At 72.7% G+C, this 17,261-nt stretch carries 16 protein-coding genes; 5 read left to right on the plus strand and 11 right to left on the minus strand.

The window, feature by feature from the left end; all coding sequences use genetic code 11:
• Positions 1 to 35 precede the first annotated feature (35 nt).
• Positions 36 to 1,721 (plus strand): DHA2 family efflux MFS transporter permease subunit, encoded by a 1,686-nt coding sequence (locus ABT170_RS15955; RefSeq protein ID WP_351867778.1) that lies wholly within the window; start codon positions 36 to 38, stop codon positions 1,719 to 1,721.
• Positions 1,722 to 1,938: 217 nt separating this feature from the next.
• Here the strand turns inward: ABT170_RS15955 and ABT170_RS15960 are convergent, their stop codons facing one another.
• From ABT170_RS15960 to ABT170_RS15980, 5 genes are all read right to left on the minus strand, one after another.
• Positions 1,939 to 3,192 (minus strand): ABC transporter substrate-binding protein, encoded by a 1,254-nt coding sequence (locus ABT170_RS15960; protein WP_329946597.1) that lies wholly within the window; start codon positions 3,190 to 3,192, stop codon positions 1,939 to 1,941.
• Positions 3,189 to 4,322, minus strand: coding sequence for a branched-chain amino acid ABC transporter permease (locus ABT170_RS15965; RefSeq protein WP_443034392.1), 1,134 nt, complete (start codon positions 4,320 to 4,322; stop codon positions 3,189 to 3,191). Before ABT170_RS15965 ends, ABT170_RS15960 begins: the two co-directional genes overlap by 4 nt.
• Complete coding sequence (locus tag ABT170_RS15970) at positions 4,315 to 5,205, minus strand: branched-chain amino acid ABC transporter permease (RefSeq protein WP_329946596.1); 891 nt, start codon at positions 5,203 to 5,205, stop codon at positions 4,315 to 4,317. Before ABT170_RS15970 ends, ABT170_RS15965 begins: the two co-directional genes overlap by 8 nt.
• Positions 5,202 to 5,942, minus strand: a complete 741-nt coding sequence (locus ABT170_RS15975) for an ABC transporter ATP-binding protein (RefSeq protein ID WP_351867819.1) — start codon at positions 5,940 to 5,942, stop codon at positions 5,202 to 5,204. The genes ABT170_RS15970 and ABT170_RS15975 overlap by 4 nt, the downstream gene beginning before the upstream one ends.
• Positions 5,943 to 6,055: 113 nt before the next feature.
• The gene (locus ABT170_RS15980; RefSeq protein ID WP_329946595.1) at positions 6,056 to 6,853 is read right to left on the minus strand and encodes an ABC transporter ATP-binding protein; all 798 of its coding nucleotides are present in this window, start codon (positions 6,851 to 6,853) and stop codon (positions 6,056 to 6,058) included.
• A 430-nt stretch (positions 6,854 to 7,283) separates the two neighbouring features.
• On the opposite strand from ABT170_RS15980, the gene ABT170_RS15985 reads away from it, so the two are divergent.
• The gene (locus ABT170_RS15985) at positions 7,284 to 8,063 is read left to right on the plus strand and encodes a PucR family transcriptional regulator (RefSeq protein WP_329946594.1); all 780 of its coding nucleotides are present in this window, start codon (positions 7,284 to 7,286) and stop codon (positions 8,061 to 8,063) included.
• A 173-nt stretch (positions 8,064 to 8,236) separates the two neighbouring features.
• On the opposite strand, the gene ABT170_RS15990 is transcribed toward ABT170_RS15985, so the two are convergent.
• Positions 8,237 to 9,352: a glycerate kinase gene (locus ABT170_RS15990; RefSeq protein ID WP_329946783.1), complete on the minus strand. Its 1,116-nt coding sequence runs from the start codon at positions 9,350 to 9,352 to the stop codon at positions 8,237 to 8,239.
• Between the two features lie 134 nt (positions 9,353 to 9,486).
• On the opposite strand from ABT170_RS15990, the gene ABT170_RS15995 reads away from it, so the two are divergent.
• Both ABT170_RS15995 and ABT170_RS16000 read left to right on the plus strand, forming a co-directional pair.
• Positions 9,487 to 9,981: an NUDIX domain-containing protein gene (locus ABT170_RS15995; RefSeq protein ID WP_329946593.1), complete on the plus strand. Its 495-nt coding sequence runs from the start codon at positions 9,487 to 9,489 to the stop codon at positions 9,979 to 9,981.
• A gap of 157 nt (positions 9,982 to 10,138) precedes the next feature.
• Positions 10,139 to 11,383, plus strand: coding sequence for a hypothetical protein (locus ABT170_RS16000; RefSeq protein WP_351867784.1), 1,245 nt, complete (start codon positions 10,139 to 10,141; stop codon positions 11,381 to 11,383).
• A gap of 33 nt (positions 11,384 to 11,416) precedes the next feature.
• On the opposite strand, the gene ABT170_RS16005 is transcribed toward ABT170_RS16000, so the two are convergent.
• Entirely contained in the window at positions 11,417 to 11,821 is a 405-nt protein-coding gene (locus ABT170_RS16005; protein ID WP_329946591.1) for a (2Fe-2S) ferredoxin domain-containing protein, read from the minus strand.
• Positions 11,822 to 12,154: 333 nt separating this feature from the next.
• Between ABT170_RS16005 and ABT170_RS16010 the strand changes: the two genes are divergently transcribed.
• Positions 12,155 to 12,739: a TMEM165/GDT1 family protein gene (locus ABT170_RS16010; RefSeq protein ID WP_329946590.1), complete on the plus strand. Its 585-nt coding sequence runs from the start codon at positions 12,155 to 12,157 to the stop codon at positions 12,737 to 12,739.
• Between the two features lie 129 nt (positions 12,740 to 12,868).
• Here ABT170_RS16010 and ABT170_RS16015 read toward each other — a convergent pair whose 3' ends face one another.
• From ABT170_RS16015 to ABT170_RS16030, 4 genes are all read right to left on the minus strand, one after another.
• A complete protein-coding gene (locus tag ABT170_RS16015; RefSeq protein ID WP_351867788.1) occupies positions 12,869 to 13,387 on the minus strand; it encodes a methylated-DNA--[protein]-cysteine S-methyltransferase in 519 nt (172 codons plus the stop codon).
• A gap of 19 nt (positions 13,388 to 13,406) precedes the next feature.
• Positions 13,407 to 14,879 (minus strand): AlkA N-terminal domain-containing protein, encoded by a 1,473-nt coding sequence (locus ABT170_RS16020; protein WP_329946588.1) that lies wholly within the window; start codon positions 14,877 to 14,879, stop codon positions 13,407 to 13,409.
• 229 nt (positions 14,880 to 15,108) lie between these two features.
• On the minus strand, positions 15,109 to 15,651 hold the full coding sequence (locus tag ABT170_RS16025; protein ID WP_329946587.1) for an O-acetyl-ADP-ribose deacetylase: 543 nt from the start codon (positions 15,649 to 15,651) through the stop codon (positions 15,109 to 15,111).
• 105 nt (positions 15,652 to 15,756) lie between these two features.
• Positions 15,757 to 17,172: a phytoene desaturase family protein gene (locus ABT170_RS16030; protein WP_329946586.1), complete on the minus strand. Its 1,416-nt coding sequence runs from the start codon at positions 17,170 to 17,172 to the stop codon at positions 15,757 to 15,759.
• Positions 17,173 to 17,261 lie beyond the last annotated feature (89 nt).

The raw sequence follows: 17,261 nt of genomic DNA on the forward strand, positions 1-17,261 counted from the left end.
TCACCATCGAGATACTTCACCATGGAGGTAATGAGATGCGTGACCCGTCCGCCACTCGGCGCTGGCTCGGCCTGATCGCCATCGCCCTGGGGGTGGCACTGATCGTGGTCGACACCACGATCGTCAACGTGATCGTCCCCTCGGTCATCGAGGACCTCGACGCCGACTCGGCCCAGGCGCAGTGGATCCAGGAGTCGTACGCCATCGTCTGCGCGGCGCTGCTCCTGCTCGTCGGACGCTTCGCCGACATCCTCGGCGCCCGCAGGATCTTCCTCGCGGGTGTCGTGCTGTTCGGCGCGACCAGCGTGATGGCCGGGCTGGCCCCCTCGGGCGGCCTGCTCATCCTGGCCCGCTTCCTCCAGGGCGTGGCCGCGGCGATGATCCTGCCGACCTCGCTCTCCCTGCTGAACGCGACCTTCACCGGCAAGGCGCGCGGCCAGGCGTTCGCCGTGTGGGGCTCGACCATCGGCGCCGCCTCCGCACTGGGCCCGCTGCTCGGCGGCTGGCTGGCCGAACACGCCTCCTGGCGCTGGGCGTTCGGCATCAATGTGCCGCTCTCGGCGCTGATCGTCGTCGGTGCCGTGCTGTACCTGGCGCCCTCGCCCCGTACCGAGGGGCGCATCGACGGTATCGGCGCGGCCCTGTCCGTCCTCGGTCTGGGATCGCTCGCGTTCGGCCTCGTCGAGGGGCGTACCTACGGCTGGCTCGGCACGGTCGAGCCGCTGCACGTCCTCGGCCTCACCTGGAGCGGCGGGCCTTCCCCGGTGCTGGTCGCGCTGGTGATCGCCGCACTGTCCCTGTTCGCCTTCGTCCGCCGTCAGTCGGCCCTCACCCGGAGCAGCGATCCCTCCCGGGCCCTGATGGACGTGCGGCTGTTCTCCGTCGCCTCGTTCCGGAACGGCAACATCGCCACCCTGATCATCGGCCTCGGCGAGTTCGGCATCATCGCGGTGCTCCCCCTGTGGCTCCAGTTCACGCTCGGCTACAGCGCCGTGCAGGCGGGGCTCGCCCTGGTTCCGGTGGCGGTGGGGAGTTTCGTCGCGAGCGGCGCGAGCTTCGGCATGGCCGCCAGGGTCGCGGCGCTCGGCCAGGTCCGGATCGGTCTGGCGCTGGAGGTCGTGGGCCTGGCCGGACTCGGGCTGATCGCGGCCACGGACAGCCCCTGGTGGACCGTGGCGCTGGTCCTCTTCCTGTACGGGATCGGCGTCGGGTTCGCGACCGCCCAGGTCACCAATGTCGTACTGGCCGAAGTCCCGCACCACAGCGCCGGCCAGGGCTCGGGGATCCAGAGTTCCTTCCGCCAGCTCGGCTCGGCCCTGGGCATCGCGGTGCTGACCACGGTGTTCCTCTCCGCGCTGAGCTCCAGGCTGCATGACCGGCTGGCCACGGCCGGGCTGCCCCCGGCGGACGCCGACCGGCTCACCGCCGCGGTCACGGACAGCGCCGGTGCCGCCATCGGCCCGCTGTCGGCGCAGCCCCGGACGGCCTCCGTCGCCGACGCGGCGCGCTCCGCGATGACGGAGGGCCTCGTGCTGGGCAGTTACCTCGCGGCGGGCTTCGTGGTGCTCGGTCTTGTGGCCACCGCCCTCATCCCCGCCGCCCGGGGCACCCGGGCCGCCTCGAAGGCCGGCGAGTCCGAGGAGGCCGCGTCCCCGGCCGTCGCCCCCAGTACCGGCACCGGCCCGCACCCGGGGAAGGAGAGCACACCGGCACGGCCGTGACCGTCGGGGCACGCGTCGCACCGGTGGACACGAGAACGCCCGAACGGGTCCGGCCCGACATCGGCCGGGCCCGCTCGGGCGTTCAGCGTGTGCTCGGGTGTCCGGCGCCCCGCCCCGCCGGACCCGCGGAAGGCTTCGGCGGGCGGGGCTTCATGGGTCAGTGCTCCACGGGTCGGTGCTCCACGGATCACAGCTCACAGGTTCAGGGCTTCACGGATCAGGGCTTCATCGTGAAGGACTCGGCCGCCGCGGCCACGGCGGCCGGGCGGATCACCTTGAGGCCACCGGGGGTCTTCGCGTCGGGCTTCATGATGACGCTCTGCCGGGTGGACGGCGCCGCCGGGTCCGAGAAGTCGTGCGACATCCCGAACTCCGCTCCGTACCCCTTGATCGTGAGCAGCGCCTTGTCCACCCCCGCCCGCGTGAGGTCCTTGGACTCGCACGCCTTCTTCAGCGCCTCGCCGTAGAGGGACGCCGCCGTGTATCCGGCGACGACGCCGTTGTCGAGCCCGTCCTTGGGGTACTGCGCCGCGTACTCCTTGGCGAGCTTGGCCGGGCCCGTGCCCGGGTCGCCGATCGGCAGGGTGGAGGCGGCGACGTAGTAGTCCTTGAGCAGGGCCGGGCCCGCCTGGGTCTTCAGCAGCTGCGGCGCGAACGCCGAGTTGTTGCCGACGACCGGGACATCGAAGCCGGTGGCCGCGGCCACGCCGACGAGCGAGGCCGCCTGGCGCGGACCGGCGCTCACGACGACCGCCTTCACCCCGGCCTGCTTGAGTGCGGCGACCTGGGCGGTCATGTCGTTGTCGGTCGGCTTGATCTTCTGCTCGACGACGGTGAGGCCCAGCTCCTTCGCCGCGTGCTTCGACCCGGCGAGGGCGTTCTCGCCGTAGTCGCCCTCGAAGTAGACATGACCGATCTTGTCACCCTTGGCGATGCGCTTCTCGGCCAGCAGGTAGTCGATCAGGTTGATCGTCTCGATGTCGTACGTGGCCCCGATGACCCGCACGTAGCTGGAGCCGAGCAGGCTCGCCGACCAGGCCTGCGGAAGGACGAGTCCCTTGTCCTGGCCGTCGATGCGCTGCTCCACCGCGGCGACGAACGGGGAACCGATGAACTGGGTGAACCCCAGTACCTCCGGCTCCAGTTCGGTGTAGGAGGCGATGGCCTTCTGCGGGTCGTAACCGTGGTCACGGACGGTCAGTTCGATCTTCCGGTCGCAGATTCCGCCCGCGGCGTTGGTCTGCTTCACCCACAGCTGCTGGGCCTGGGTGACGCTCTTGCCGAGCGAGGCGTACACCCCGGTCATATCGGTCAGCGCGCCGAGGGTGATCTTCTCGGAGGTGACTCCCTCTCCGGTCTTCATCCCGCTCTTGTCCTTCTCGCCGCCGTCCCCCTCGGTGGCCTTTCCACTGCATCCCACGAGGGTGACGGTGAGGGCCGCGACCACGGCCGTGAGTGCTCTCAGTTTCATTTCTTCTCCCCAGAATTCTTCGGACGCGCGATGCCGCCGGGCAGGAACAGGACCACCGCGACCACCGCGGCGCCGTACAGATAGCGGGACGCCTCACCCGGTGCCAGCCCGCCCGTACCGGGCGCGGAGACGAGCGGGAGGGAGTCGCTGTAGTGAGTGAGCACCTGCGGGAGCAGGGAGACGAAGGCCGCGCCGACGACCGCTCCGGCGACGCTGCCGAGGCCGCCGATGACGATCATGGCGAGGTATTCGAGCGAGAGGATCATGCCGAAGTACTCGGGCACGGTCCGCTGGAAGAGCAGGGCGAGCAGGACGCCCGCCAGGCCCGCGTACATCGAGGACAGGACGAAGACCCCGGCCCGGTAGCGGGCCACCGGCACGCCCATCACGCCCGCGGCGATCCGGTGGTCCCGGATGGCGTTCATCGCCCGGCCCGGCCGGCCGCGCAGCACTCCGCGGGCGAACAGTCCGCTGAGGAGCAGCGCGAGCAGGGCGACGTACCAGAGCTTCTCGGCGGACTGGAACGGCACGGCGGCGACGACGAGTTCGCTGTCGTCGAAGGTGAGGCCGAACACCGAGAGCGGCGGTACGGCACGGCCGTTGAAGCCGCCGGTGAGCGAGCCCGCGTTGAACAGCACATGCTGGCCGATGAAGATCAGCGCGAGCGTGGCGATACCGAGGTACGCGCCGCGCAGCCGGCCCGCGATGGGGCTGAAGATCCCGCCCGCGGCCCCCGCCAGCAGCACGGCGAGGATCGCCGCGAGCCAGGTGGGAAGCCCCAGGCCGCTGAACGCGTGCCCGTTCTCGGTGCCGCTCCCGCCCGCCAGGACGCAGTAGCCGTACGCGCCCACGGCGAGGAAGAAGGCGTGGCCCATGGAGAGCTGGCCGGTGGCTCCGGTGAGCAGGTTGATGCCGATGGCCCCGATCGCGGCGGCCATCGCGAACAGTCCGGCCTGGAGCCAGAAGCGGTCCAGGTAGAACGGGAGGACGAGCAGCAGGACCGAGCCGATCAGCAGGACGTACGTACGGGGGCGGCGCAGCCGGTCGGTGAAGCTCTCCCCGGTCCCGGCGGTGCTCCCCGCCGAGGGAAGGGCGCCGGTCACGGCGGGTTCGGCGATGGCGTCAGACACGGGCGAGCTCCTTCGTGCCGAAGAGTCCCGCGGGCCGGATGAGCAGCACGATCACCATCACCAGATAGGGCGCCAGATCGCCGATGCCCCGGCCGAGGAAGGAGAGATCGCTCTGGTAGCCGGTGGCGAGCGACTCGGTGACACCGACGATGAGTCCGCCGGCGAGTGCCCCCGTCGTGGAGTCGAGTCCGCCCAGGATGGCCGCGGGGAACGCCTTGAGCGCGGCGAGCGAGGTGGCCCGTTCGAGGCCGGGGGTCGGGAACACGGTCAGGAAGAGCGCGGCGACGGCGGCGAGTGCTCCGGCGACCGCCCAGGCGGCGAGCGAGACCCGGCCGAGCTTGATCCCCATCAGGGCCGCGGTCTGCGGGTTCTCGGCCGCGGCCCGCATCGACACACCCCAGGAGGTGTAGCGGAAGGCGAGCAGGAACACCGTGATCAGCAGTCCGGCCGCGACGAACGCGGCGATGCGGGTCTGGGCGAGGGTGACACCTCCGACGGTGACGACCTCGTCGCCCCACGGGTCTCCGAGCGCCAGCACGTCCGTGCCCATGCGGCGGGTGAGTTCGGTGGTGAGGAGGATGTCGACGCCGATGGTGACGATGGCCAGGACACTGTGGTCGCTGCCCCGGTAGCGGCGCATCACGAAGAACTCGATCGCCGAGCCGACGACCGCGGCACCCGCGATGCCGACACCGAGCGCCGGCCAGAAGCCGATGTCGTCGTGGAGCACCGCGGTGACATAGCCGCCCGCCAACAGCAGTGACGCATGGGCGAAGTTGACGACCTCGGTCGCCTTGAAGATGACGACGAAGCCCAGCGCGATCAGCGCGTAGACCGAACCGATCGAGAGCCCGCCGAGGAGGAGTTCGATGAACGTGGTCATTCCGGTGCTCCCAAGTAGGCCTGGACGACGGCCGGGTCGTTCTGGACCTCGGCGGGCGTTCCGCCGGCGATCCTGCGTCCGAAGTCGAGTACGGTCACCGCGTCGGCGAGCCGCATCACCACCCCCATGTCGTGTTCCACCAGGACGATCGAGATGCCGAGGCTGTCGCGCACGTTCGCGACAACGGCCGCGGTACGGCGTCGTTCGTCGGCGGTCATCCCGGCGATGGGTTCGTCCAGCAGCAGGACCTGCGGCTCCATGCACAGGGCGCGGCCGAACTCGACGAGCTTCTGCTGTCCGTAGGGGAGGGCCCCGGCGGGACGGTCCAACTCCTTTTCCAGCCCGATGAATTCGGCGATCTCCCGGACCCGGTCCAGATGGCGCCGCTCCTCGCGGGCGGCGGACGGCAGTCGCAGACCGGTGGCGAGGAAACCGGAGCGGGTGAGCCGGTGCCGGCCGAGCAGCAGGCTGTCGGCGACCGTGGCGTGCGGCGGCAGGGCCAGGTTCTGGAAGGTGCGCGCGACGCCGAGTCCGGCGATCCTGTGCGGCGAGAGGCCGGTCAGCTCGGTGGTGCCGAGGTGGACGGTGCCCGAGGTGGCGCGGTAGACGCCGGAGAGCACGTTGAAGCAGGTGGACTTGCCCGCGCCGTTCGGGCCGATCACGGCGTGCACGCTGCCCGGTTCCACGGTGAACGAGACGCCGTCCAGGGCGGTGAGCCCGGCGAAGCGCACGGTCACGTCGCGGACGGCGAGGGCCGCGGGGGCGGGTGCGGTGGCAGGGGCCCCGTTGGCGGTCCCGTTGGCGGTCCCGTTGGCGGTCCTGTTGGCGTTCGGCGCGCCGGGGGCGTTCTTCACGCGGACCACCTGCTCAGGGTGCGGGCCGACCGGACCGCCGGGTCGGCGTCCTCGGCGGCCGTCTCGTCCACGACGCCCAGATAGCGGCGGCGTACCTCGTCGGACGCGGCGAGTTCGTCGGCCGGTCCGGACAGGGCGACCTCGCCGACATCCAGGACATACGCGGTGGAGGCGAGCCGCAGGGCGATGGCCGCGTTCTGCTCGACGAGCATGACGGAGGTGCCGGCCGCGTTGATCTCCTGAATGGTCTCGGCGATCCTGGCCGCCATCAGCGGCGCGAGGCCGAGGGACGGCTCGTCCAGCAGGAGCAGCCGGGGACCCGCCATCAGCGCCCGGCCCATCGCGAGCATCTGCTGCTCGCCGCCGGACAGCAGCCCGGCCCGCTGGTGCGCGCGCTGGGCGAGCACCGGAAACAACTCGTGTACGCGGGCCAGTGCGGCGGTCACGTCCTTGCGCCCGCCGCGGGCCCCCAGTGCGCCCGCCCGCAGATTGTCGGCCACCGTCATCCGGGCGAACACCTGTCGCCCCTCCGGCACCTGGACCACTCCGGCGGCCACCACCTGGGCGGGCCGAAGCCCTTCCAGGGGCCTGCCGTCGAAGTGGATGGTGCCCGTGCCCGTTCCGCGGTGGAAGCCGAGGGTCCGCGATACGGCCCGCAGCAGCGTGGTCTTGCCGGCGCCGTTGCCGCCGAGTACGGCGGTGATCGCGCCGGCCGGCACGTCGACGGAGACGTCGCGCAGGGCCCGTACCGGGCCGTAGCCCACGGACAGTGCGCGGATCTCTAGCGTTGCCATGCGTCCTCCTCCTTCCGCCTTGTCGTGTTCGTGTTCGTGTTGCCGTTGGTGTTGTTGCTCGTGTGGTCGTTCGTGTTCGCTCTGGTGCTGGTGCTGGTGCCGGTGTTCGTGTCGTGGGGGTGCGTGCGCTGTGCCGCGCATGCACGGGAGCGGGCGCGGTGGGGGCGAGCGCGGTCGGACGAGCGCGGTGGGGCGTGCCATGTCACGTGCCACGTGTCGCGTCGTGCCACCTGCCGCGTCGCCGGGGTGCCGCGTCGCGGGGGTGTGCGCCGTGTGGTGCCACAGACCAGCACCGCAGCGCACCGTGCGTCCACGGGGCGGGGCCGACTCGATGCGGGTGACCAGCGAGTGAAGGGCGCGGTTGTGCACGCGCACAGAGGGCGTTGCCGCGCGTCGGCGCCCGCCGCGGCCGGTGGCATCCTCACCGCTCATGAGCGGCCGCAGAGCGCGCGAAGGGGAACAGAGGATGCAGCGGCGCAGGGACGAGCGGGGCCGGGCGCTGCTCGACGTACTCCTGGACGGCCGAGCGGTGCCGGGTCTGGTCCGGCGTACGGCGGAGTGCCTCGGGCTGCCCGAACGGGGGCGCTACGCGGTGGCGGTGCTGGGCGCCGACCGGGGTGACCCGGTGGGTCGGCCGGCCCCCGTGCGGTGGGCCCTGGACACGGACGGCATGCGCTGGTGCTGGCGGACACGGGCGGACTGCGAGATCGCCGTCGTCGCCCTGGGCGAGGGGAGCCTCGCCGCGCCGGCCGCACTGCTCGCGGAGCGCCGCGCGGGTCCGGCCGGGCTCAGTCCGGTGGTGGACGGTCTGGCCGAACTCGGCCTGGCCCGCAGGCTGGCCGGGTTCGCGCTGCTGACCTGTGCCCCGCGGGCGCGGGAGATCGTCCGGCTGGACGAGCGGCTGTCGACCGCGCTGGTGGTGAGCCGGCCCGAGCTGTCGGCCAGGCTGGTCAGCGAGGTGTTCGGTCCGCTGCTCGCGCTGGCGCCCGCGGAGCGGACGCTGCTGGTGGAGACGCTGGAGGCATGGCTGGAGTGCGGCGGGTCGGTGAGCCGGGCGGCGAGGCGGCTGCGGTGCCACCGGAACACGGTGTTCAACCGCCTGCGCCGGCTGGAGGGGCTGACGGCGCGCTCGTTGTCGGTGCCGCGCGAGCTGACCGAGGTCATGCTCGCCCTGGACGCGTTCCGGCTGCCGCCGTCGTCACGGCCGTAGCCGTCGGGGTACGGGGGTGGGTGCGCGGTTCGCGTGGACGGGAGCCCGGAAGCGGGCCCCGGGCCCGAAGAACCCGGCCCCGAAGGGCCGGCCCCCCGCCCCCGGACCTGTGGCCCCTCCGGCCTCCGGGGTTCACAGGTCCGGACATTCGCGCTCCGGACTCCCGCCCGGCCTCAGCTCAGGAAGTCACGGGCGATCGCACCGGCGACCCGCTCCAGCAGCGGCCCCGCCTGGGCCATGCTGACGGCCGGGTCGGGCTCCAGCTCGGTGAGGGCGTAGGCACGCCGGATGCCCGCCCGGCCCAGCGCCTCCGGGGACAGCGCGAGCCTGCCGCAGACCGCGACGACCTCGACCCCGGCGGCGCGGGCGGCGGCGGCGACTCCCGCCGGAGCCTTGCCGTGCAGCGTCTGCTCGTCCAGCGAACCCTCGCCGGTGATGACCAGCGTGGCGCGGGCGAGCGCCGGGGCGAAACCGAGGACGTCCAGCATGACCTCGATGCCGGGCCGGAAGCGGGCGCCGAGGGCGACCAGTGCCCCGTAGCCGATGCCGCCGGCCGCGCCCGCGCCGGGCAGGGCCGCGTGGCCGGGGCCCAGGACCGAGGCGTAGTGGACGAGGGCCGCGTCCAGGACCGCGATGTCGTCCTCGGACGCCCCCTTCTGCCGCCCGTACACCTCGGGGGCCCCCTTCGGCCCGGTCAGCGGGTTGTCCACATCGCTGGCCAGGATCAGGTCGACGTCCGCGAGGCGCGGGTCGAGCCCGGAGAGATCCGCCTCCGCCAGACCGGCGAGGCCGCCGCCGCCGGGGCCGACCGGTGTGCCGTCGGCGTCCAGGAAACGGGCTCCGAGTGCGGCGAGCATGCCCGCGCCGCCGTCCGTGGTGGCGCTGCCGCCGACCCCGAAGACCAGGGTCCGGGCGCCCGCGTCCAGGGCGGCCCGCAGCAGTTCGCCCGAGCCGTACGTGGTGGCGGTGAGGGGGGCGAACACCCCTGCGGGGAGGTGCTGGAGCCCCGAGGCCTCGGCCATCTCCACCACCGCGGTGGACCCGCGCAGCGCGTACGCCGCGGTCACCGGCTGCCCGAGGGGTCCGGTCACCCGCGCCTCGCGGCGCTCGAATCCGGCGGCCAGCGCCGCCGCGACCGTGCCGTCGCCACCGTCCGCGACGGGCAGGGTCTCGACCCGCACACCGGGGACGACGGACCGCAGCCCGGCCGTCACCCGCTCCGCGACCTGTACGGCCGTGAGCGAGCCCTTGAACTTGTCCGCCGCGACGAGCACGCGGGCGGTCTCCATCTCTGCTCCGTCCGTCACCTTGCATCCCTTGCTTTCGAACAGGCAGTCGCGCCGCCCCGACCCTATCCGCACGACCCCTGATCTGCCCATGGGCGCCCACGGGCGCACCCGGTGCTGCCGCTACGCTGCCTGGGGTGACCTCCACCGACTACGCCACGTACATCGCCGGACTCCCCCGTGTCCTGGCCGCCGCCGCCTCGCTGTTCCGCGACGACCGGGGCCGGATCCTGCTCGTCGAGCCCAACTACCGTGACGGCTGGGCGCTGCCCGGCGGAACGGTCGAGTCGGACACCGGAGAGGGCCCCCGGCAGGCCGCCCGCCGGGAGACGGCCGAGGAGATCGGACTCGACCTGGAGCCGGGCCGGCTGCTCGCCGTCGACTGGGCACGCGGGGCGGCCCGTCCGCCGATCGCCGCGTATCTGTACGACGGAGGAGTGCTCTCCGAGGAGCAGTTCGCGGCCATCCGGCTCCAGGAGGAGGAACTCCTGTCCTGGAAGCTGGCGCTGCCCGCCGAACTGGACGGCCATCTGCCGGGCCCCCTGCGGCGGCGGGTGGGCGCGGCGCTGGAGGTACTGGCGTCCGGTGCCGGGGCGGTGGAGCTGGAGGACGGCGTACCGGTCGGTTCCTGACGGGCTCTCCGACTGTAGGCGCCCTCGCATCGATCCCCATGTCCATGCCAATCTCGTGAAGTGCCTCCGCATGTGACGGACTTACTCGTTCACGCGCCATTGGTCCGTCGTGCATCCACGCCCGGCATCATCCGAGCACCACGACAGGGGAGGGGCCATGCGCACACTCATGGGACGTATCGGCACACTGCGCAGAACGGCGGCAACGGCACTGGCCTGCACGGCGGTTGCCTGCACAGCACTGGCCGGCGGCGGAGCGGGTACGGCCGCGGCGGCCACCGTGCGCGAAGCGCCCTCGCCGCGGTCCCCGTTCCCGTCGCCGCCCACCGAGCCGTCCCGGCTGCCGTCCTCGGTCGACGGCGGCGCCTGGCGGTCGGGGCATGTCCAGGGCATGGCCATCGACCGCCGCAAGGGCTTCATGTACTTCTCGTTCACCGATCTGCTGGTCAAGACCGACCTCGGGGGCCGGCCGGTGGGCTCGGTCACCGGCTTCACCGGGCACCTCGGCGATCTGGACTTCAACGCGCGGGACGGCAGGGTCTACGGATCGCTGGAGTACAAGGCCGCGAAGTCGTTCTACATCGCGATCCTCGACGCCGACCGCATCACCCGCATGGGCATGGACGCCCAGTCCACGGGCGTCGTCTCGACCGTCCATCTCAAGGAGGTCGTACGGGACTTCACGGCCGACATGAACGGCGACGGGGTCTTCGACGGGGACACCGGCAACACTCCCGACCACCGGTACGGCTGCAGCGGCATCGACGGGGTGGCGTTCGGCCCCGAGTTCGGCCGGAAGCACGGGAAGCAACGGCTGACGGTGGCCTACGGCGTGTACGCCAACACCGGGCGCGCGGACAACGACCACCAGGTCCTGCTCCAGTACGACATCGGCCGGTGGAAGAAGTACGAGCGTCCGCTCTCCGAGGCCGCTCCGCACACCAGCGGCCCCGCCCGGGTCGACGGCAAGTACTTCGCGTACACCGGGAACACCACGTACGGCGTGCAGAATCTGGAGTTCGACGGGCACAGCGGCAACTGGCTGATGGCGGCGTACAAGGGCACCAAGCCCGGCTTCCCCAACTACACGCTCTTCGCGCTCGACGGCTCGAAGAAGCCCGTACGGGGCGTGGTCCGCGGGCAGCGGGAGCCGGAGCGCGGACTGCTGCTGCCGCTGCTCCGCGCGGGTCTGCACGACGCGCCGACCGGGACGTACGGCTGGCCGGCCCCCGGGCAGTACGGCCAGTACGGGCTGGTCTCGCTCGACGACGGACGGTTCTACGTGGCCCGCGGCGGCACGGTCCAGGACGGCGGGGTCACCAAGCAGACCGCGCGAGCGGAGCTCAACACCTGGACGGGGCGCACCCCGTCGCCGTTCGGTCCTGTCGCTCCCGCGGTGTGACGTCGGGCGCCGCCGGCACGGCCGGGACGGTCCTCAGTGATCCAGCTCGGCCTGAACGCGGCGCGAGGGCTTGAAGACGTAGAGGTCGAGGATCTCCGGGGCGTCCACGAGGCCGGGGCCGCCCGCCGCGGCCCAGGCCGAGATGTCCGCCACGGCGTCCGGATCGTTGACCAGCCCCAGCCAGACCGGGCGGCCCCCGGCCCTGCGGCCCTCGGACGAGGGCTGGACGACGATGACATTGCCCTGCTCACAGGCGTCCAGGCACTCCACCGCGCGCACCGTGGCGGCGCCCCCCAGGGACTGCCGCAGCTGGGCCAGCTGGCCTGCGTGATCGACGCCGGGAATCTTCTGCGTACCGCAGCAGCAGCCCCGGCAGACGCTGACGGTGGGCCGGGGCGGCCCCTCGGCGGGGGCGGCCTTGCGGGGGCGGCGGCTCATGCGGGCACTTCCGGTAGGGCGATGCTGATGATCACCCGGACTCTACCCAGCGGCCACCGACTCGAACACCTGCACCCCCGGCGGACGGGGTGGGGTAGTGTTGATGGCTGCGAAGGGGAGTAGCCCCGCAAACCGGTCGTCGACACACTGGAGCCCTCGGGTTCCCGGTGGCCGGGCCCGTAGATGCTTACGGGCGGGCGAGACCTTCGGTCAGGTATGACACGCCCGCGCCCTGCGGGCGCTGCCGTCATGCCGGGCCGAGTGGTCCTCCGAAAGCCAGAAACGGCACTTCGCGGAGACCCGGGGCCCGGCTCTCACAGAAAGCCACCCGGAATGCATCTCGACCCCCTGGCGATCCTCACCGCCTTCGGGCTGATCTTCCTCGCGGAGCTCCCCGACAAGACGATGTTCGCCTCGCTGGCCATGGGTACGCGTATGCGTCCCCTCTATGTCTGGTTCGGCACCTCGTCCGCGTTCATCGTGCATGTGGCCATCGCGGTCGGCGCCGGCAGCCTGATCGGGCTGCTGCCCGACTGGATCGTCAAGCTGGTCTCGGCCTCGCTCTTCGCCTTCGGCGCGTTCATGCTGCTGCGCAGCGGGAGCGGTGACGACGACGAGGACGGCGAGGTCAAGACGGTGACCGGCTTCTGGCCGGTCTACTCGACCGCGTTCATGGCGGTCTTCATCAGCGAGTGGGGCGACCTCACCCAGATCACCACCGCCAACCTCGCGGCGAGCAACGGCACCTGGTCCACGGCGATCGGTTCGGCCGCCGCCCTGATGTCCGTGTCCGCGCTGGCGCTGCTGGCGGGACGGTTCATCGCCAAGCGGGTGCCGCTGAAGACCGTTCAGCGCATCGGCGGTCTGTGCATGCTCGGCCTCGCCATCTGGTCGGTCGTGGAGATCTTCACCGGCTGACCCGGCGCGGGCGGCGGGGACGGCTGAGGCGGACGGGGACGGCTGAGGCGGACGGGGACGGCTGCCCCGGGCGTGGGCAGCCGGGACGGCTGAGGCGGGCGGTCGGGCCGACCCCGCCCGCCCGCCGGATCAGAACAGTGCCGGCACGTCGTGGTCCCCGCCGCTCTCGAAGGCGAGCAGCCGCTGCTTCCGGTCGAGCCCGCCGCCGTATCCGGTGAGGCCGCCGGACGCGCCGATGACCCGGTGGCACGGGACGACGATCGAGACCGGGTTCTTGCCGTTGGCGAGACCGACCGCCCGGGAGGCGTTGGGCTTGCCGAGCGATTCGGCCAGTTCGCCGTAGGAACGGGTCTCGCCGTACGGGATCTTCAGCAGCTCGTCCCAGACGCTCCGCTGGAACGGGGTGCCGGCCAGACGCAGCGGCAGATCGAACTCCCTCAGCTCGCCCGCGAAGTACGCCTCCAACTGGCGGATCACCTCGGGGAACGGGCGTGGGTCGAACACGCCGAAGGTCTCCTCGGGCGGGCGGTGGCGCTGCTCCGTCATGTAGACGGCGGACAGGACACCGTCGGTGGCGACGAGCGTCAGCGGGCCGTACGGACTGTCCGTGACCATGTGGCACGTGGTCGGCGCGTTGAGGGCAGACATGGGAGAGGTCCTTCCGTGGTCAGGCGGGCAGGTGGTTGATGGGGTGGTCGTCGACGGTCCAGAGGTACTGGACGGCGTACGCCCGCCAGGGCCGCCAGTCCGCGGCGCGCGCGGTGAGGGCGGCGGGGGTCGCCGGGAGGCCGAGCCGCTCCGCCGCCCGGCGGATGCCGAGATCGGTGGGCAGGAAGGCGTCCGGATCGCCCAGTGCCCGCATCGCGATCACCTCGACCGTCCAGGGGCCGAAGCCGGGCAGCGCGGCCAGATCGGCGCGTGCCTGCTCCCAGTCGGTGTCGGCCCCCAGCCGGAGCTCATCCCCGGCGAGCGCGGCGACGAGTGTGGTGAGGGTCCTGCGGCGGCTGCGCGGCAGCGCGAGCGACTCCGGGTCGAGTTCCGCCAGCGCCTCCGGAGTCGGGAAGAGATGCGTCAGGGAGCCTTCGGGGTCGTCGACGGGGATGCCGTGCGCGGTGACGAGCCGGGCCGCGTGCGTGCGCGCAGCGGCGGTGGAGACCTGCTGGCCGAGGACCGCGCGTACGGCGAACTCCGCGCCGTCCACGGTGCGTGGCACGCGCCGTCCCGGGGCCGCGTCGACCAGCGGCGCGAGCAGGGGGGCGGTGCGCAGCCGCTCATCGACGGCGACCGGGTCGGCGTCCAGGTCGAGCAGCCGACGGCAGCGGCTGATGGCCAGGGTGAGGTCGCGCGGGTCGGTGAGGGAGAGCCGGCAGGCGATGTGGTCGGGCTGCGGGGTCAGGGCGACCGTGCCATGGCCGTACGGAAGGGTGAGCGTGCGGCGGTAGGCGCCGTCGCGCCACTCCTCGACCCCGGGGACGGCGGTCGCGGCGAGGTGCCCGAAGAGGTTGCTGGGATTGAGCGGCGCCCGGAACGGCAGACGCAGCGCTATGACACCGGGGAGGGCGGGGACCCGGGGGCCCCGGGCGGCCCGGGTGCGCAGCTCGCCCGGGGCGAGGGCGAAGACCTCGCGGACGGTGTCGTTGAAGGTGCGGATGGAGGCGAAACCGGCGGCGAACGCCACCTCCGCCATCGGGAGCGTGGTGGTCTCGATCAGCAGGCGCGCGGTCTGCGCCCGCTGGGCACGGGCGAGCGCCAGGGGCCCGGCGCCCAGCTCGGCCAGGAGCTGGCGCTCGATCTGCCGGGCGGAGTAGCCGAGCCGGGCCGCGAGCCCCGGTACGCCCTCGCGGTCGACGACACCGTCCTGGATGAGGCGCATGGCACGGGCCACCGAGTCGGCGCGGGCGTTCCACTCCGGGGAACCGGGGCTGGTGTCGGGCCGGCACCGCTTGCAGGCCCGGAATCCGGCCTGCTGGCAGGCGGCGGCGCTGGGGTAGAACGCCATGTTGCGGACCTTGGGCGGTACGACGGGGCAGCTGGGGCGGCAGTAGATCCGGGTGGTCAGGACCGCGGTGAAGAACCAGCCGTCGAAGCGGGCGTCCTTGGACTGGACGGCCCGCACGCAGCGCTCGGTGTCGGTGTGCATGGTTCAAGCATCGGTCACCGCCGGGGGCCGGGCTGGCGGAAATCCGACATCACGGTTGCGCGGAAATGCGACATGCGACATCGCACGGTGCCGTGCGGTTCGCGGCTCATCCTGTGTCACGTCCCGGCCCTGTGTCCTGACCCGGCCCGGTGCCGCGGATCAGCCCTGTGTCGCGGCTCGGCCCTGTCTCGCGGTCAGCCCTGTTTCGCGGCTCATCCGGTGCCGCGGATCAGCCCTGTTTCGCGAGGGCCTCTTCGAACTCCGCGTACGCGTGCGCGTCGAACAGCACGAAGCGCACCTCTTCCACGGGGGCCGCGGCCTCCGCCAGCACCGTGCTGATCGCGAGGCGCGCGCCGTCGTCCATCGGCCAGCCGTAGATGCCGGTCGAGATCGCCGGGAACGCGACGGTGCGGGCCCCCAACTCCGCGGCCACGCGCAGGGATTCGCGGTAGCAGGAGACCAGCAGCGCGGAACGGTCCTCGACACCGCTGAAGACCGGGCCGACCGTATGGATGACCCAACGGGCGTCCAGACGGCCTGCGGTGGTGGCCACGGCACGGCCGGTGGGCAGGCCCTTGCCGTAGTGCGAGGCCCGCAGGTCCCGGCAGGCGGCGAGGATCTCCGGACCGCCACGCCGGTGGATCGCGCCGTCCACCCCGCCTCCGCCGAGGAGCGAGGAATTCGCGGCGTTGACGATGGCGTCGACGGACTGGGCGGTGATGTCGCCCCGGAACAGCCGGACGGCCACCGGCTCGGGCTCGGAGGTGCTCATGCGGACATCATGCCGTCACACCGGCACCCGCGCTCCCGTACGCGGGGCCCCGCGCTCCCGCGCACCGGGGCCCGCGCTCCCGTAACACCGGGCCCCGCGCCTCGTTCACCGGGCCCGGAGCCGCCGCCAGACGGCCTTCGCCGCGTGGTGACCGGACATGCCGTGCACGCCGGGGCCCGGCGGTGTGGCCGATGAGCAGAGGAAGACCGCCGGATGGGCGGTGGCGTAGGGGACGCGGGCGAGCTTGGGGCGGATCAGGGTCTGGAGTCCGGAGAACGCCCCGCAGGCGATGTCACCGCCGACGTAGTTGGCGTTGCGCGCGGCGATCTCGGGCGGTCCCGCGACCGCGCGGGCGAGCACCAGATCGCGGAACCCCGGGGCGAACCGCTCCAGTTGGCGTTCGATGACATCGGTGGCGTCGCCCTCCCAGGCCGCCGGGACATGCCCGTACACCCAGAAGACATGGCGTCCCTCGGGGGCTCTGGACGGGTCGGTCACGCTCGGCTGCGCGGTGATCAGGAACGGCACGTCCGGGTCCCGGCCCTGGACGGCGGCGCGCAGCGCGGTGTCGATCTCCCCGGCGGTGGGCCCGATGTGGACCGTGCCGGCGCGCCGGGCCTCCGTCGCCGTCCAGGGCACCGGGCCCGACAGGGCGTAGTCGATCTTGAAGGTGGCGGCGCCGTAGCGGTATCCGCGGTAGGCGTCGCCGAGTCCCGCGATCCGGGCCATGGCGGTGGGTGAGGTGTCGAAGATGTAGGAGCGGGCGGGCGGGAGTTCGTCCAGCCGTCTGACCTCGGTGCCGGTGCGGATCGTGCCGCCCTGTTCGCGTACGTAGGAAGCGAGGGCGTCGGAGATGGCCTGCGAGCCGCCGCGCGGCACCGGCCAGCCTTTCTCGTGGGCGGCGAGTGCGAAGACCAGGGCGATGGCCCCGGTGGCGAATCCGCTGGTCGGCGCTATGGCATGGGCGGCGAGACCGGCGATGAGCCCCCGGGCCCGGTCCCCGTCGAAGCGCCGCGAGAGCCAGGTGGCGGGCCGCAGCCCGAGCGCGCCGAAGCGGGCCAGCCGGTACGGATCACGGGGCAGTCCGTCCCACGGGGTGCGCAGGAAGTCGGCGGCGAGGGTGTCCCAGTGGCCGAGGAAGGGGGCGACGAGCCTGCGGTAGGCCCCGGCGTCCCGCGGCCCGAGCGACATCGCGCTCTCCCCCACCGACCGGTTGAGGACGGCGGCGGTCCCGTCCGGGAAGGGGTGGGCGAGCGCCAGTTCCGGCTGGAGCCACTCCAGTCCGTGCCGGTCCAGGGGCATCCCCCGGAACGCGGGTGAGCCGATCCCGAGCGGGTGGACGGCGGAGCACGGATCGTGCCGGAAGCCGGGAAGGGTGAGCTCCTCGGTGCGGGCGCCTCCGCCCACGGTCCCGGCCGCCTCGTACACCTCCACGGCGAAGCCCCGGCGGGTCAGTTCGGCCGCGGCGGTCAGTCCGTTGGGGCCCGCCCCCACGACGACGGCATCGAGCATCGACGGCACCTTCGGACTCCTTCGTCAGCCGGTGGGCAAGGGGCCCAGGATATTCGGGCCCGCGGACAGCGTGGCGGCGGGGCGTCCCCGGCGGGCCG

Origin of the sequence: Streptomyces sp. NPDC001787 (genome assembly GCF_040297465.1) — a bacterium.
Taxonomy (GTDB): domain Bacteria; phylum Actinomycetota; class Actinomycetes; order Streptomycetales; family Streptomycetaceae; genus Streptomyces.

Bases quoted from the DNA above. Each gene is read 5' to 3' on its own strand.
- ABT170_RS15955 (WP_351867778.1), top strand. From the start codon at position 36: ATGCGTGACCCGTCCGCCACTCGGCGCTGGCTCGGCCTGATCGCCATC.
- ABT170_RS15960 (WP_329946597.1), bottom strand. From the start codon at position 3,192: ATGAAACTGAGAGCACTCACGGCCGTGGTCGCGGCCCTCACCGTCACC.
- ABT170_RS15970 (WP_329946596.1), bottom strand. From the start codon at position 5,205: ATGACCACGTTCATCGAACTCCTCCTCGGCGGGCTCTCGATCGGTTCG.
- ABT170_RS15980 (WP_329946595.1), bottom strand. From the start codon at position 6,853: ATGGCAACGCTAGAGATCCGCGCACTGTCCGTGGGCTACGGCCCGGTA.
- ABT170_RS15985 (WP_329946594.1), top strand. From the start codon at position 7,284: ATGAGCGGCCGCAGAGCGCGCGAAGGGGAACAGAGGATGCAGCGGCGC.
- ABT170_RS15990 (WP_329946783.1), bottom strand. From the start codon at position 9,352: ATGGAGACCGCCCGCGTGCTCGTCGCGGCGGACAAGTTCAAGGGCTCG.
- ABT170_RS16000 (WP_351867784.1), top strand. From the start codon at position 10,139: ATGCGCACACTCATGGGACGTATCGGCACACTGCGCAGAACGGCGGCA.
- ABT170_RS16005 (WP_329946591.1), bottom strand. From the start codon at position 11,821: ATGAGCCGCCGCCCCCGCAAGGCCGCCCCCGCCGAGGGGCCGCCCCGG.
- ABT170_RS16010 (WP_329946590.1), top strand. From the start codon at position 12,155: ATGCATCTCGACCCCCTGGCGATCCTCACCGCCTTCGGGCTGATCTTC.
- ABT170_RS16015 (WP_351867788.1), bottom strand. From the start codon at position 13,387: ATGTCTGCCCTCAACGCGCCGACCACGTGCCACATGGTCACGGACAGT.
- ABT170_RS16020 (WP_329946588.1), bottom strand. From the start codon at position 14,879: ATGCACACCGACACCGAGCGCTGCGTGCGGGCCGTCCAGTCCAAGGAC.
- ABT170_RS16025 (WP_329946587.1), bottom strand. From the start codon at position 15,651: ATGAGCACCTCCGAGCCCGAGCCGGTGGCCGTCCGGCTGTTCCGGGGC.